This is a genomic window from Porticoccus hydrocarbonoclasticus MCTG13d (assembly GCF_000744735.1).
GTDB classification, from domain to species: Bacteria; Pseudomonadota; Gammaproteobacteria; order Pseudomonadales; family Porticoccaceae; genus Porticoccus; species Porticoccus hydrocarbonoclasticus.
On the sequence record NZ_JQMM01000001.1, the window covers coordinates 1,848,644 to 1,864,001 of the forward strand.

Genomic DNA, 15,358 nt, shown 5'->3' on the forward strand with positions numbered 1-15,358 from the left:
TGACCATAAAAAACCCGGCTTGTTGCCGGGTTTTTTATGGGTTATTCGGCGTATTCCTACAGGCTGGCAAAATAGGCAGCCAAATCCAGAATATCCTGATCCGACAGGGGTTTTGCCATACCGGACATTACCGGGTCAGTACGATTTCCTTCACGGAAATCTCTTAGTTGTTTAGCGGTGTAGCCAGCTTTCTGGCCCGCCAGGTTGGGCCACATGTCGTTGTTGCTGATGCCATTGGCACCGTGACAACCGGCGCAGGCCATAGCCTTGTTTTTGCCAGCCTCTATGTCACCGGCAGCCAATGCATGGCCCGTAGCAGTTGTCAGCACCAATGCTAGGATAGTTCCAGTCAGTTTTTTCATTTGATCACTCCAGACTTGAGATATAAAAAGATAACAAAAAAGGCCATTAGTTCCCTAAACGGTGACACACAAACAACACACTGGTGAAGAGCAGAATAGCACCCCCCTGATGAGCCGCCGCCAGGGGAACCGGCATATGTAATAACAGGGTTGAAATACCCAGCGTAACCTGTAACGCCAGCATTATAAGTACCAGTTTGACACCTACCCGGGCTTCCGAACGAATATTGCCATGTTTCAGTGTGCTGATCGAAAAACTGAGAATCACGACTATCAATAGGTAGGCAAATATCCGGTGGTTGAACTGAATTGTCGTGATATCTTCAAAAGCCGCCAGCCAGAAAGGCTCTGTGTCATAAATACCAGGGGGGATAAAACTGTCACCCATTAACGGAAAAGTGGGGTAAGCGTATCCCGCATCAGTACCCGCGACAAAACCTCCGGAAAGAATCATCAAAAAAACCAATCCCGAAAGGGCAACGGCGAAACGCCAACAGGTCGGCTGGCCCTGCTCCAGATCAGATTCTGGTGGATAAAGTAAGCTGAAAGCCACCCAGATAATGTAGCCATAGATGATGACGGCAGTACCAAGGTGAGCTGTCAGGCGATATTGGCTAACGCTCGGGTTATCTACCAAGCCACTTTTGACCATATACCAACCAAGTAAACCCTGCAGGCCTCCCAGAACAAACATGACCATAAGTTTTGGCGTCAACCCGGGTTTGATTCGGTGACTAAAATAGAAAAACAGAAAAGGCACCAAAAATAGGACGCCAATCAGTCTACCGAGTAAACGGTGAGCATATTCGTAGAGAAAAATTCGCTTGAACTCAGGCAGGCTCATGCCGCTGTTGACTTTCTGATACTCGGGGAACTGCTTATATTTGTCGAAGGTCTGCTGCCATTCCTGCTCGTTCAATGGCGGCAGAACGCCGGAAACGGGCGCCCATTCAACAATGGAAAGCCCCGAACCCGTCAACCGGGTAACACCGCCCAAAAGTATCATACTCAGAATAACGGCAGCGCATACAATCAGCCAGGAAGCCAACTGTCTATCATATCGAGTCTGCAAATCCATAAGAGATTTATACCTTCCTGTCCAGTGGGGAAGACCATTGACATGGATCTTTGCGAGAAAACCCCGATTAAGTGGTTTTTAAAATACCTCGAGGCGGTAAAAGCCGTGGGCTTACTATCGTCAACTACAGCGATCCAATATTACCAAATACAGCCGTGTATTTCCGGCAAAAATGTCCCTCACAGGAATATTTTTGACAATTCCGGTCCGTCAGTTTGCTAGCCTAGCCTTGCTGAACAAGAGGCAATCCTGCAAAGTCATTGAACTTAAAAAAATTCGGAGAGTGAAAGATGCAACAGACGACCGTCAATGGCGTCAGAATTACCTACCTGGACGAAGGGCAGGGTGATGTAATTATTTTTTTACACGGCCTGGGAGTCAGTAGCAGGGACTGGGATGGGCAGATCGATTATTTTCGCGATCACTGGCGGGTAATTGCCCCGGATTTTCGGGGGCACGGTGCGTCGGACAAACCCGATAGCCATTACGATATATCGATCCATGCCAATGATGTTCTCGGGTTGATGGATCAGCTGGATATTGACCGGGCACACCTTGTTGGCCTGTCCATGGGTGGGATGGTCGCTTTTCAGATTGCAGCCATGGCGCCACAACGCTTAAAAAGCATGACAATCATCAATTCTGGTCCCGCACTCCCCGACAATACCTTCGCCGCAAAAAAAATGCTCTGGACACGAGTGCTGTCAATTCACTTGCTGGGTATGCACCGTTATGCACACAAAGTAGCCCAGAGTATGTTTCCGGGGGAGGGGAAAGAGGCATTAATCGATATCTTTACGCGACAGATTGCTTCAAACCCCAAAAAAGTTTATCTGAAAAACCTCAAGTCCCTGTTTGGCTGGGGAGTTCTGGAACATTTGGCCGACATTGAGGTGCCGACCCTGATGTTAACGGGCGACCGGGATTATTCCCCTGTAGCGGTGAAACAGGCGGTGGTCGATGCCATGAAAAATGCCAAACTGGTGGTCATTTCCGATACCGGCCACGGTACACCGATTGAGAAGCCCGGTGAGACCAATGAAGCCATAGCACACTTCATTGAAGCTGTTTGAGCTGGCGATTGAGCTTGCGCTTCAGTTCACTCTTGGTTTTTGAGCCATTATTGAGAATCAAATTCGCCTTGTAAAACTCCAGCATCCTCACGGCCGCCACACTTGGCTCAATATAAATATCCGGGGCTTCCTTGGCCAGTTTTTCCCTGATGATACTTTTTTGCATGATCTGGTAGGTGTTGAATACGGCTTCTGACAGGGATGGGAGTTTATTGGATACAGTCCGCGTGCCAATCACATCAACAGCAATCGTAATGTCACAGTCATCGGGCAACAGGTCAAAGGGCACAGGGTTTACCGCGCCACCATCTATCAGCACCTGTCCATCTATGGTGACTGGCTGAAAGAGTCCGGGGAGAGACATGCTGGCACGAATGGCAGGTATCAGCGCCCCATGTTGAAGAACAACCTGTTCCCGGCTCCAGAAGTCCGATGCCACAACCTTTAGAGGGGTGTCAAGTTCAGAGAACTGGGTAGCATGAACAGATTCAAAGAGATAATTCAGGAGGTTCTCAACCCGAATCAGTCCCCGGCCACGAAATTGCGGGCTAATAAAATCCAGCCATTTGAACAAGTGTTTCCTGGTGACAAGATGTTTGAGCGATTCATTATCGCGAAGGCTAAACTGGAGAAAAATCTGCTTGATGTCTGCTGTTGTCATGCCAGCACAATACATGGCGCCAATTAATGCACCGATGCTGGTCCCAGTGATGAAATAAGGTTTAAGCCCCATTTCCTCCAGTGTCTCCAGAATCAGTAAGTGGCTGATGCCCTTGGCTCCACCCCCCCCCAATGCAAGTCCAATTTTTGTCATACAAGGTACACCCGGCGGTTTTCACGATGATCGTTGGTTGATTTGAAGTAGAAATTCCGGTTTATTACACAGCTTTACCATCATAACCGGAAGAAACCTGTGGCAGAAATCCAGCATATCAAGCTCGATCCTTCCTGGCTGGTCAAACTTGAAGACCAGTTTCAGTTGCCCTACATGGTCAAGCTAAAACAGTTTCTGCAGGCCCAAAAAAAAGCGGGTAAAACCATCTATCCCAGTGGATCAAACTGGTTTGCAGCGTTCGATAGTACGCCTTTTGATAAGGTCAAGGTGGTAATTATCGGACAGGATCCCTACCACGGCGACCATCAGGCACATGGTCTTTGTTTCTCGGTGCTGCCCGGCGTGGATATTCCGCCATCCCTGCGAAATATTTTTCGGGAGTTACAGCAGGATTGCGGGATTCAGCCACCCCAACACGGTTGTCTGAGGGGCTGGGCTGCCCAAGGTGTATTTTTACTCAATGCGACATTGACCGTTGAAAGGGGCCTTGCCGGATCTCACCAGGGGCAGGGGTGGGAGCAATTTACCGACCGGGTAATACAATTGTTAAACGATGAACGTCGCGGGTTGGTCTTTATGTTATGGGGCAGTTATGCTCAGAAAAAGGGGGCTATTATCGATACCGATAAACATCTGGTGCTCAAAGCGCCGCACCCGTCGCCACTATCGGCCCATCGAGGTTTTCTGGGTTGCGGGCATTTTTCAAAGGCAAATCAGTACCTCAAGGAACAGGGCCTGGAGCCAGTGGACTGGCAGGTACATGAGGTAGCCTAGGGCAAAGTTTAGGGTTTATCCACCTTGAGTGCGGGCAAATGCCGTTTTGCCCTCAACCAGTTCAACCCTTTTAAAACAGAGGGCGTACTGACAATACGCTTTTCCAGTGTGTATTTCCCAGGGTAGTCCAGCAGTAATAAGCCTACCGCCATGGTTAGGATGCCTTGTCCGGGCATGAACAGCATCAAAAAACCACCACACAACAGGATCAAACCCAGCAGGTTTTTCCCAACAAGCAATAAACCCCGGATGACAGGATGCCTTTGTTTCAATGTTGTTGTCTCGCGGTTTCTGTAAAGAAAATAATTCTCTGGGATCATTGCCACCATCCATGGCAGAGCGAGCAGGCTCCCAATGAAGGTTGCAAAAGATGCAATGCTAAGCCATGTCAACAGCACCTGATGTTCAGATAACCAAGCCAGCATCGGCTACCCCTGATATATTGATAAATGGAGTTAACTTTTTATTTCAACTTAATGATTTTATTTAATTTCGTATGGAATAGACAGTTTTTCAATAGCAGAATACGGCTGTATACCTATCACAAGTCCATCGCTCCCTGCCGCTTCTTCATTCAACACTACCAACATCTCCAGTCGTTCAGTGTCGCAGCGCGCTGTAGATACGACGTGTCCGACAGATTGATTCTGGCCCTGCAGATAACAGGGCATGCCCGGCAACAAACGATCCTTGGGGGCGGGTACTCCGATACGATACATGCGGCGCTTCAGCCTTCCCAAATACTTCATGCGTGCGACCACTTCCTGCCCTGTGTAACAACCTTTCTTGAAGCTGATTGCACCGATCGCCTGAAAATTCAGCATTTGTGGTATAAACAGATCAACAGTGTCCACTTCTACATGGCCAAGGCCGGATCGGATATCCATAAGTTGCCAGAGCTCGGTTCCCACCGGTTTTACTGTATCGCGTAGTGCCTCCCATACAGACGGTACTTTTTCAGCGGAAACTATAAATATTTTTCTGCCGTCGGCCAACGGATACTGATAGGCCGTATCAGTCAGACTAATTTTTTCATCAGATTTTCCGGCGCTCCCCAACAAGCAGTAGCGATCACTGATATCAGATAGCTCAACTTTGAAAAACACCGCATATTTGGCCAACTCGTCGATCAGTGGGGTAATCAGACTGCGGTGTAATTGAAGAAAAAAGTGCTGATTTTCTGCATGGAACAGAACAAAACTGGCCAGCATCCGACCTTTGGCATTACAGCGGGCACCAGAAGTTGATTCACCGACTGCCAACTGAAGTACATCACTGGTTATCTGGCCTTGCAGAAAACGAGCCGCATCCGGGCCTTTTACTGATATCAAACCCTGGTGAAGAAGAGGGCTCATGATACCATCGTCCTCTGCCAACAATGCCTGGAAGTCTGTTGGTGATTCATGGAAATGTATTTGGTCATCATTGATGACCGCGCCCTGAGTGGATAGGTATCTTTGCCAATCGTTCATGATTTGCCCGGTTGAGGTGAATGTAACCATCCTGATGAGTTTAAACTCACTTGTTCCATTATAATGCCTGACATTCTATTTATTGAGACAGAGGCGACCGCCGATGGAAAGAAATCGACTATTTTGGGCAAGCCGACGCGGAATGCTGGAACTGGATTTGGTGTTGCAGCCTTTTCTGGACGACATTTATCCTACACTTGAAACGGCAGACCAGGAACGCTACCACAAACTTCTCGAGTGCGAAGATCAGGATATGTTCGGTTGGTTCCTCCGCCGGGAAACCCCGGAAGACCCTGACTTGCAAAAAATTGTGCAGATCATTCGTGACTCAAGATCCCGTCCCGGTTGAGATAGAACTTTATCGTTCGTTGCTGCTGCTGATCTGGATTCTATCCATTCACAGTCTTGCTGCATGCCTCCTTATTGGCTCGGCAATACCTCTATGGCTGAAGGTTTTAACGATCATCTCGATATTAGTGGGTGGCGCACACGCTTGTCTTATGTGGTACAGACAGCCGGTCAAGCGACTGAGCTGGACAAGCGGCCATTGGCAATTGATCTATGCCGGTCAGCGAGAGGATGTTGCCTTGCAGCATTTTTTTATACTGGGCAGACTATTACTACTTCGGTTTCACGGCTCCAGAAGGCGTCATTCTGTTCTGGTATTGCCTGACAGCACCTCGCCAGCGAACCTGCGCAGGATTCGTGTAACGCTACAGTTGGGTTAGGTCAACGTTTGCTGACGATGAAGTTTTGCCCGGCGAAATTGATTGGCACCATGATGGTGTCTTTGGCGACTGTGGACAGGTCCGGGTAATCCAGTGTGTAATGCAGGCCGCGACTCTCTTTGCGTTGCTCTGCAGAACGAATGATAAGCTCTGCCACTAACACCAGATTGCGCAGCTCCAGCAAATCCCGGCTGATTTTATAGTTGCTGTAATATTCGTGAATTTCTTTTTGCAGCAGTTTAACCCTGTGATGAGCCCTGGCCAGTCGTTTCCGGGTTCTGACAATGCCTACGTAATCCCACATAAAGCGGCGCAACTCATCCCAGTTATGCGCGATAACAACATCTTCATCTGAATGGGTAACACGACTTTCATCCCAGGGTCTCGCCTTATCCGGTTCCGGAATCGACTCAATACTTTCGCGAATGGCGCTGGCAGCTGAATGCCCATAAACCACACACTCAACCAACGAATTGCTGGCCATGCGGTTCGCGCCATGCAAGCCCGTAAAAGCTGTCTCACCAATCGCGTATAAATTCCAAAGATCGGTCTGACCCTTTTGGTTTACCACGATACCACCACAGGTATAGTGAGCGGCGGGAACCACGGGAATGGCTTCTTTTGTGATGTCGATTCCATACTTCAGGCACTGAGCCATAACCGTGGGAAAGTGGTTTTTCAGAAACTCTTTCGGCCGATGTGATATGTCCAGATAGACACAATCGATGCCCAGCCGCTTCATTTCAAAGTCAATGGCTCTGGCAACAATATCCCTGGGAGCCAATTCCGCCTTCGGATGGAACTTGTCCATAAACCGCGCACCATTGGCCAGCGTCAGGTAAGCGCCTTCACCACGCAGGGCTTCAGTGACCAGAAAAGCCTTGGCGTTGGGGTGATAGAGACAGGTGGGATGAAACTGGTTGAATTCCATGTTGGCTACCCGACAACCGCGACGCCAAGCTACAGCAATGCCGTCGCCGGTGGCACCGTCGGGGTTGGTGGAGTAAAGGTAAGCCTTACTGGCACCACCGGTTGCCAATACAACAGCTTTTGCCTGAAAAACACGGACACAGTCCTGTTCGTTATCCAGCACATAAGCTCCCGTACATCTCATGCGGCTGGAACCTCTGTCGGCCTGAGTGATCAGGTCAACAACCACATGGCTGGGAAAAACCTGAATATTGGGATGCTGAAGCACTCTGTCTGCCAAAGAAGATGAAACCTCCTTTCCCGTGGCATCGGCAGTATGCAAAATTCGACGGTGACTGTGGCCACCTTCCCGTGTCAGATGATAATCAACGTTGTCCTCATTGCGGGTGAACTGAACGCCTTGCTTGACTAGCCAGCGGATGGCATCAGGCCCGTTCTCAACGGTGAATCTCACCGCATCTTCATGACACAGCCCGGCGCCAGCTTCCAGGGTATCTTCAACGTGGGATTCAATAGAGTCTTCAGTATCAAAAACAGCGGCGATGCCTCCCTGTGCATACCAGGTAGATCCCGACTGAATGGCACTTTTGCTGATCAGCGCAATTTGATATTTATCAGCCAGTTCAAGCGCCACAGTCATCCCTGCAGCGCCACTGCCAATCACCAACACATCATGACAATGGGGGGTTTTCATTAACTGCCTAAAGTCCTCGAAACCAATGTGGAGCATGATAGTATAGCGGGCCAAAAATAAATACAGACCCGGAAATCATCCCTTTACCCGGCGGGTTTGTTGTAATTGAATGCCCTGAGACGCAATCACTACGAAGCGATTCGGGGACAATCGGAGCGACTATGGATAACGAGCAGGCAAAAGATACTGACAAGCTACTCGTCGCTCGTGTTCAAAAAGGCGATAAACGCGCTTTTGACTTGCTGGTGATGAAATACCAGTACAAAGTCCATGCGATTGTCAGTCGCTATGTCAAAGATTTTGATGAGGTTAACGATGTTGTGCAGGAGGCCTTTATCAAGGCTTATCGGGCATTGGCCAAATTTCGTGGTGAAAGTGCTTTTTATACCTGGCTGTATCGTATCGCCGTCAATACGGCAAAGAATTATCTCGTCGCTCGGAATCGGCGCCCACCTGCCAGTGATGTCGATGCTGAGGAGGCCGCTTTTTATGAGGGCAGCGAAAAACTCCGCGACATTGACTCGCCTGAAAACCTTCTCTACAGGGATGAGCTGGAGGCCGTGGTAGATTTGGCCATAAAAAATCTTCCGGAAGATTTGCGTACTGCGGTAACTTTAAGAGAGTTTGAGGGTCTCAGTTATGAGGAGATCGCAGAGATAATGGGGTGTCCGGTAGGGACTGTAAGGTCGCGCATTTTTCGTGCCAGGGAAGCCATAGATGAAAAAATTCGGTTACTTGAAGGCTGACGTCCCATATCAATGAACTTTTTCAGCCAACGAGCTGTCGTATATGGAATTATTTGATCAATAGCTGCATTGAGTACCATTGTCTGTATTGATGATGAATTAAAAACGGGTTTTACGACCACGGCATACCGTGGCATGGTCACTAATAGTTAGTTTCGAGGTAGTTTCTTATGACCGCTAGCACTGATCGCGAGAAAGAGTCCCTGTCAGCATTAATGGATGGTCAGGCAGGCGAGCTTGAGGTCCGTCGGGTTCTGAAAAGTATTTCCGATAATGATCAATCTCGTGACACTTGGCGTCGCTATCAGATGGCGGCGGCTGCCATGAGAAGGGATCTTCCGGAGCAGGTCGTTGACTACTCTGCCAGCATAAGTGCGGCTCTGGAAAATGAAAAAGCCCTACAGGTAAACACACTTTCTGCCCGCATGCTTAAGCCTCTCGGTCGTTTTGCAATTGCCGCCTCAGTGGCCACTGTTGCCATCATTGGTTTTCAACAGTACAACATGCCGGCTACCAATCAACCTGCTGTTGCATCGGCCAAAACTGTTGACAGCAAGTTCTCTCCAGCCCAACTTAGAACCTCTGCCGATTTCGGAATACCTTCTGTCACAGCCCGGACAGTCAGCGTCAACAACAATGCTGAGAGTTACCGGGCCAGTCAGGCGCAGCCGGTCATTGTGGTCGATCAAGCCACCGAACCTGAAGTCACTCGCGAGCAGGTGCAGGCTTACCTCAATAGCTTAATGATTGAGCATACCGGCCACGCGGCAATGAATACCAATCAGGGCATGCTGCCATTTGCTCGCATGCCCACTACGCATGATCAGTAATTCACTGGGAATTATGTCAATTCCCAGATCTTTTGTGGCTATATGCCTATTTCTCATTGTTGCGCCATATGGGGTGATCGCGGAGACTTTCTCTCCAACTACCATTCTTGCCAAAATGGCGGATGCCAACCGAACGCTCGACTACAGTGGGATATTTACCTACGAACACGGCGGCATACTCAGGACGATCAAGGTTTTTCACTCTGTGAGGGATGGTCAGGAGTTTGAGCGCCTATTTTTATTGAGTGGACCGAAAAAGGAAGTCACTCGTCAAAGTGGCGAACGTCGATGCGAGCGACTCGGAGATCTTATGCTCAAGAGTTCTGTTGCAGCCGCCGCCTCTGTACCGAAAGACCACCTCGAAAAACTCTACCATGTACAGCCCAAGGCCAAAGATAGAATAGCCGGTCGTGAGACGCTAATCGTTCATGTAATCCCAAAAGATAGCTACCGCTATGGATACATATTGGGGATTGATCAGGAGACGGGGTTATTACTCCAGTCCATGCTGATTGGTGACAACAATCGCGTCCTGGAAAGATTTCAATTTGCAGATGTTGAAATTGGAAAATCAATTGACGAGGCATCACTGGATTCCTCTGAGCCGGAAGTGCACCGAGTTTCGTCGAAAGTTTCTACCTGCCTGAACAATGTGGAGTCATCGGCAGCCCAGTCAAATTGGCAGCAATCCTGGCTTCCGCCGGGTTTCGGTTTGGCGGGTTACCTGAAATCTGGTGACTCTGGCCGAGAGACACTGATCTACACTGATGGGTTGGCAATTTTTTCAGTGTTTATCGATAGCAGTGAAACCGTCGACATACCTAAAATGCAAGCCCAACGGGGTGCGACTGTGGCCTACCTCACCAAGGCCAAAATCAGCCAGCAAGACTTTCTGATTTCAGTGGTTGGCGAAATACCGGTCGAAACCGCCAGAGCCGTTGCACATGCGGTAATACCTGTTCAACATAACTACCAATAACGATGATAGGTGTATCTGTTTCATCATAGCGCAGACACTCTTTGGCAAAATTCATGGCATTGCAGGCATTGAACTGAAGTGATTGAAGAGCGGGGCAGGATCACCACCGTGGAGTCAGACGGTTTCTGGGTCGAGACGATTCAACGTTCGGCGTGCCAGGTATGCGTGGCTGAAAAGGGTTGTGGTCAGAAGCTTCTCCATCGGCTTTCCGGTAAAACCGCACTGATCAGAGTATTGCCCGGTAACTGCGACATGCAATTACTTAAAGCTCATGATCAGGTAGTGATCGGGATTCCCGAAGATGTTGTTGTTAAAGGTACACTTCTGGTCTACCTTTTTCCATTGCTGACAATGATAGGGGCTATCTCTATTGGCACCCTGATCTCTTCCAATGACGCCATCGTTCTGACAAGTGCCTTGATCGGCTTCATTCTGGGTGGAGTTCTTGTCAGGCTGCATTCCTGGCTTAATAAAAATAATCATCGAGTCCACCCCGTATTGCTGGAGAGGCTGGTTCCATCCAGTGAGCATCGGGTTCTGTCTGAGTAGTCTCTGCCTCCAGACCTACCTTCTGTGGTCATATGGCAAGGATGGAATATATAAAAGGGTGACTCGTCTATAAAAAGGATGCACATATGTTTAAGTGGTTTTCTTTGGTGGCATTGCTCTTTGTAGTTATAGCACTGAATGTCAGTCAATCTAATCGGCAGGGTTTGCCAAATTTTAATCAATTAATTCAAACCTCATCCCCCGCGGTCGTGAAAATTGATTCCGTTCAAAAAATCATTGGGACAGGAATGACCCAGATGAACGAACGAAATATTCCTGATATGTTCCGTGAGCCCCATGAAGGCAGTAGAGCGGGAGAGGCGCATGCAACCGGTTCCGGCTTTATCATTTCCGGTGACGGTTACGTTCTCACTAATGAACATGTGGTCGAAAATGCCCATGAGGTGATCATTAGATTAATAGACCGCCGCGAGTTTGAAGCAAAGGTTATCGGCATTGACCATCGCTCGGACTTGGCATTACTCAAGATTGATGCTCAGGACCTCCCAAAAATCAATTTTGCTGATCCCGACAAGGTCAAAGTGGGTGATTGGGCCCTGGCAATAGGCTCGCCATTCGGTCTTGATTATTCGGTGAGCGCCGGGATTATCAGCGCAATTGGGCGTAGCATACCTACCGAAAATGGCGATAACTATGTGCCGTTTATTCAAAGTGACGTTGCTATCAACCCAGGCAATTCCGGTGGCCCCTTGCTGAACCTGGATGGTGAGGTCGTGGGTATAAACTCTCAGATATTTACCCACTCCGGTGGATCGATAGGCCTGTCTTTTGCTGTACCTGCAGGTGTCGCTGTAGATGTTGTGTCACAGCTCAAATCAAAGGGGCGTGTTGATCGTGGCTGGCTTGGTGTCTACGTTCAGGAGGTCGACAAGTCTCTGGCCCGATCATCGGGGCTGACAAAAACGCAGGGGGCACATGTTGCCCAGGTCGAAACTGGAAGTCCGGCAGATGTTGCCGGCATTCGGGCCGGCGATATTATTCTGTACTTTGATAATGAAGAAATTATCGAATCAGGGGATCTGCCCCATGTGGTTGGTTTATTGTCGCCTGGCAGCCAAATCAAGGCTCAACTGATCCGGGGAAAGAAAAAGAAAACGCTTGATGTGATCGTCGGCACTTTGCCGGACGGACTGAACCCCTGACCTACTGCTATCTACCCATTCCATATTCGAGAAAATCAAAAATAAGTTTCTGGAATCCCATACTTTTTGCAGAGCGTTTAGCTGTTTGGCGTGGTACTCATAGCGTCCGCACAGCAAATACGCTAGACTGCAGGGCCTAAAATTAACCCCCCCAGCCCGACCGGCTGCAAACTGATTGAATCGCTGTGTCCGACCTTAGTTATATCCGAAACTTCTCTATTATCGCGCACATCGATCATGGGAAATCCACCATTGCTGACCGCTTTATTCAAATTTGCGGTGGGCTTTCTTCCCGTGAAATGGCTGAGCAGGTTCTCGACTCGATGGATATCGAGCGAGAGCGCGGTATAACAATCAAGGCACAGAGCGTGACACTTGATTATCGCGCCAGAGATGGCAAAACCTATCAGCTCAACTTCATTGATACCCCCGGCCATGTGGATTTCTCCTATGAAGTGTCGCGATCACTGGCGGCCTGTGAAGGTGCTTTATTGGTAGTGGATGCAGGGCAGGGTGTTGAGGCCCAGTCTGTTGCCAACTGCTACACCGCCATTGCTCAGGGCCTCGAAGTCATTCCTGTTCTGAATAAAATGGATTTACCCCAGGCAGAACCCGAGAAGGTCATTGCCGAGATAGAGGATATCATCGGTATTGATGCCCATGATGCCGTGCGTTGCAGCGCAAAAACCGGGCTCGGTATAGAGGACATACTGGAACAGCTTGTGGCTAAAGTGCCAGCTCCGGTAGGTGATCTGGATGCACCCTTACAGGCGCTTATCATCGACTCCTGGTTTGACAATTACCTCGGCGTCGTTTCCCTGGTGCGGGTGACCCAAGGTACCCTAAAAGCGAAAGACAAAGTGATTACCAAATCCATCGGTAAAGCACATGTGGTAGATAATATCGGCGTTTTTACTCCCAAGCGAAAAGATACCGGCATTCTAAGAGCTGGTGAAGTCGGTTTCGTCGTTGCAGGAATTAAGGATATTCATGGTGCGCCAGTAGGCGACACATTTACTCACAGCCATACCCCCGATACTCCTGCACTACCTGGCTTTCAACGTGTCAAGCCGCAGGTGTATGCCGGCATGTTCCCGATTAGTTCAGATGATTTTGAAGACTTTCGTGAGGCACTGGCCAAACTCACGCTGAATGACGCTTCATTGTTTTATGAACCGGAAAGCTCTGATGCGTTGGGTTTTGGATTCCGCTGTGGTTTCCTCGGCATGCTGCATATGGAGATCATTCAGGAGCGTCTGGAACGGGAATACAATCTCGACCTTATCACGACTGCACCAACGGTTGTTTATGAAATAGTAAAAACAGATGGTGCGATCCTACACATATCTAATCCCTCCGACCTACCCGATCCGGCCAGTATAGAAGAAATGCGGGAACCCCTTTGTGAAGCGAATATTCTGGTTCCAAAGGATTATCTGGGCAACGTTATTACACTTTGCGAGCAAAAACGTGGTACTCAAAAAAGCATGGTGTTTGCCACCAGTCAGGTATCACTTACCTATGAACTGCCCATGAGCGAAGTTGTCATGGATTTCTTCGACCGCCTAAAATCGGTCAGTCGGGGGTTTGCATCACTGGACTACGCATTTACACGTTTTCAGACAGCCCCTTTGGTGAGACTGGATGTCCTGATTAATGGCGAAAAAGTAGATGCGCTGGCCTCGATTATTCATCGCCAACACTCACAGTACAAAGGTCGTCAACTGACAGAAAAAATGAAAGAGTTGATTCCACGCCAGATGTTTGATGTGGCTATCCAGGCGGCTGTTGGTGGTCATGTGATTGCCCGGACTACAGTAAAAGCCCTGAGAAAAAATGTCACTGCAAAATGTTATGGTGGCGACATGACTAGGAAGAAGAAGCTACTTGAGAAACAGAAAGAGGGTAAAAAACGGATGAAGCAGGTGGGCAGTGTGGAAATCCCTCAGGAAGCGTTCCTGGCTGTACTTAAAACGGACAGTTGAGAGTTCTAAATGGATATTAATTTTCCGCTAATCTTATTGTTTCTGGTGATGATTTCCGGCGTAATATGGTTTTCTGATCGTTTTATACTTTCTAAAAAACGTGGCGAGGATGAACCAGTTCCGGGATGGATTGAGTACAGCGGTTCTTTTTTTCCCGTTTTGCTACTGGTTTTTGTGCTTCGTTCATTTCTCTTTGAACCGTTCCAGATCCCTTCCGGATCAATGATACCAACCTTGAAAGTTGGTGATTTTATTCTGGTAAACAAGTTTACCTATGGCCTCAGGCTGCCTGTGATTGGGACCAAAATCGTTCCGATTAATGAGCCGAAGCGAGGGGATGTGATGGTCTTTTTCCCACCCAATGATGACCGCTATTTCATCAAAAGAGTCATTGGCCTCCCGGGGGATGAAATTCGATTACGGAACAATATGTTATATATAAATGGCTTATTGGCTGAACAGACACCATTGCCCGACGCTGCGGAAGACTCCAGATTAGAACTGATTACTGAGAATCTGAACGGCGTCGTTCATACCGTACAAAAAAATAAAGTGGCGGGGCCACTGGGCAAAAACTACGCCTTGGTTGTTCCTGAGAATCATTACTTCATGATGGGCGATAATCGTGACAATAGTAGTGATAGCCGGGTATGGGGTCCGGTACCGGAAGAGAATATTGTTGGCAAGGCCGTATTAATCTGGATGCATTGGGAATCATTTGGCGAGTTGCCAAGCTTCGACCGGGCCGGGACAATCAACTAATATCAACAGGTAGACACCTGGAGCCAATGCTATGAAACATACTAATCAACAGGGTATTACTGTGCTTGGTGGCCTCCTGTCGCTGGCGATAGCAGGTTTTTTTATCACCGCAGCATTAAAAATCGGACCACTGTATCTCGATAACTCTTTTGTCAAAGCGGCCATAGATTCCTTGGCGGAAGAGAATATCCATAATATGAGTGATGCCGAAGTCCGCAGAAAGCTTTTAACCCATTTTGATATCAACAATGTACGCGATATCGACACAAAGCTGGTCAAGATTAAGCGTGAACAGACGCATACGAAGGTCAGCCTCAATTATGAAAAAAGAATTAATTTCATGGGAAATCTGGATGTGGTGGTACGCTTTGAAAACACCTATGACAGTGCCAGATAAT

General features: G+C 48.5%; 18 protein-coding genes. 12 read left to right on the forward strand and 6 right to left on the reverse strand.

What is annotated here, in order from left to right:
- Positions 1-56 precede the first annotated feature (56 nt).
- On the reverse strand, positions 57-362 hold the full coding sequence (locus U740_RS08785) for a c-type cytochrome (RefSeq protein WP_036860255.1): 306 nt from the start codon (positions 360-362) through the stop codon (positions 57-59).
- A gap of 46 nt (positions 363-408) precedes the next feature.
- Positions 409-1,368 carry a COX15/CtaA family protein gene (locus U740_RS08790; protein ID WP_235189850.1) on the reverse strand — a complete coding sequence of 320 codons (960 nt, stop codon included), beginning with the start codon at positions 1,366-1,368 and terminating at the stop codon, positions 409-411.
- A 362-nt stretch (positions 1,369-1,730) separates the two neighbouring features.
- Here U740_RS08790 and U740_RS08795 point away from each other — a divergent pair, with 362 nt between their 5' ends.
- Positions 1,731-2,513: an alpha/beta fold hydrolase gene (locus U740_RS08795; RefSeq protein WP_036860258.1), complete on the forward strand. Its 783-nt coding sequence runs from the start codon at positions 1,731-1,733 to the stop codon at positions 2,511-2,513.
- On the opposite strand, the gene U740_RS08800 is transcribed toward U740_RS08795, so the two are convergent.
- Positions 2,497-3,327 (reverse strand): patatin-like phospholipase family protein, encoded by an 831-nt coding sequence (locus U740_RS08800; protein WP_036860260.1) that lies wholly within the window; start codon positions 3,325-3,327, stop codon positions 2,497-2,499. The two genes, U740_RS08795 and U740_RS08800, sit on opposite strands and share 17 nt — an antisense overlap.
- A 99-nt stretch (positions 3,328-3,426) precedes the next feature.
- Between U740_RS08800 and ung the strand changes: the two genes are divergently transcribed.
- Positions 3,427-4,122, forward strand: coding sequence for a uracil-DNA glycosylase (ung, locus tag U740_RS08805; protein ID WP_036860261.1), 696 nt, complete (start codon positions 3,427-3,429; stop codon positions 4,120-4,122).
- An 8-nt stretch (positions 4,123-4,130) separates the two neighbouring features.
- Here ung and U740_RS08810 read toward each other — a convergent pair whose 3' ends face one another.
- On the reverse strand, positions 4,131-4,547 hold the full coding sequence (locus U740_RS08810) for a hypothetical protein (protein ID WP_036860262.1): 417 nt from the start codon (positions 4,545-4,547) through the stop codon (positions 4,131-4,133).
- Positions 4,548-4,604: 57 nt separating this feature from the next.
- Entirely contained in the window at positions 4,605-5,594 is a 990-nt protein-coding gene (gene ygfZ / locus U740_RS08815) for a CAF17-like 4Fe-4S cluster assembly/insertion protein YgfZ (protein WP_160172062.1), read from the reverse strand.
- A 103-nt stretch (positions 5,595-5,697) separates the two neighbouring features.
- Between ygfZ and U740_RS08820 the strand changes: the two genes are divergently transcribed.
- Complete coding sequence (locus U740_RS08820) at positions 5,698-5,943, forward strand: FAD assembly factor SdhE (protein ID WP_036860265.1); 246 nt, start codon at positions 5,698-5,700, stop codon at positions 5,941-5,943.
- Positions 5,944-6,094: 151 nt separating this feature from the next.
- Positions 6,095-6,322 (forward strand): hypothetical protein, encoded by a 228-nt coding sequence (locus U740_RS12135; protein WP_152556817.1) that lies wholly within the window; start codon positions 6,095-6,097, stop codon positions 6,320-6,322.
- Position 6,323: 1 nt separating this feature from the next.
- On the opposite strand, the gene nadB is transcribed toward U740_RS12135, so the two are convergent.
- Positions 6,324-7,946 carry an L-aspartate oxidase gene (nadB, locus tag U740_RS08825; protein WP_036860267.1) on the reverse strand — a complete coding sequence of 541 codons (1,623 nt, stop codon included), beginning with the start codon at positions 7,944-7,946 and terminating at the stop codon, positions 6,324-6,326.
- Positions 7,947-8,107: 161 nt separating this feature from the next.
- Here nadB and rpoE point away from each other — a divergent pair, with 161 nt between their 5' ends.
- The 8 genes from rpoE (at position 8,108) to U740_RS08865 (ending at position 15,357) form a co-directional block, all read left to right on the forward strand.
- The gene (rpoE, locus tag U740_RS08830; RefSeq protein WP_036860269.1) at positions 8,108-8,692 is read left to right on the forward strand and encodes an RNA polymerase sigma factor RpoE; all 585 of its coding nucleotides are present in this window, start codon (positions 8,108-8,110) and stop codon (positions 8,690-8,692) included.
- A 170-nt stretch (positions 8,693-8,862) separates the two neighbouring features.
- On the forward strand, positions 8,863-9,522 hold the full coding sequence (locus tag U740_RS11885; protein ID WP_051921349.1) for a sigma-E factor negative regulatory protein: 660 nt from the start codon (positions 8,863-8,865) through the stop codon (positions 9,520-9,522).
- 34 nt (positions 9,523-9,556) lie between these two features.
- The gene (locus U740_RS08840) at positions 9,557-10,501 is read left to right on the forward strand and encodes a MucB/RseB C-terminal domain-containing protein (protein WP_160172063.1); all 945 of its coding nucleotides are present in this window, start codon (positions 9,557-9,559) and stop codon (positions 10,499-10,501) included.
- A gap of 78 nt (positions 10,502-10,579) precedes the next feature.
- A complete protein-coding gene (locus U740_RS08845) occupies positions 10,580-11,050 on the forward strand; it encodes a SoxR reducing system RseC family protein (protein ID WP_036860272.1) in 471 nt (156 codons plus the stop codon).
- A 107-nt stretch (positions 11,051-11,157) separates the two neighbouring features.
- Positions 11,158-12,213 (forward strand): S1C family serine protease, encoded by a 1,056-nt coding sequence (locus tag U740_RS08850; protein ID WP_235189851.1) that lies wholly within the window; start codon positions 11,158-11,160, stop codon positions 12,211-12,213.
- 185 nt (positions 12,214-12,398) lie between these two features.
- A complete protein-coding gene (gene lepA / locus U740_RS08855) occupies positions 12,399-14,198 on the forward strand; it encodes a translation elongation factor 4 (protein WP_036860274.1) in 1,800 nt (599 codons plus the stop codon).
- A 9-nt stretch (positions 14,199-14,207) separates the two neighbouring features.
- A complete protein-coding gene (lepB, locus tag U740_RS08860) occupies positions 14,208-14,960 on the forward strand; it encodes a signal peptidase I (RefSeq protein WP_036860276.1) in 753 nt (250 codons plus the stop codon).
- Positions 14,961-14,991: 31 nt separating this feature from the next.
- Positions 14,992-15,357 (forward strand): DUF4845 domain-containing protein, encoded by a 366-nt coding sequence (locus U740_RS08865; protein ID WP_051921353.1) that lies wholly within the window; start codon positions 14,992-14,994, stop codon positions 15,355-15,357.
- Position 15,358: the final 1 nt, after the last annotated feature.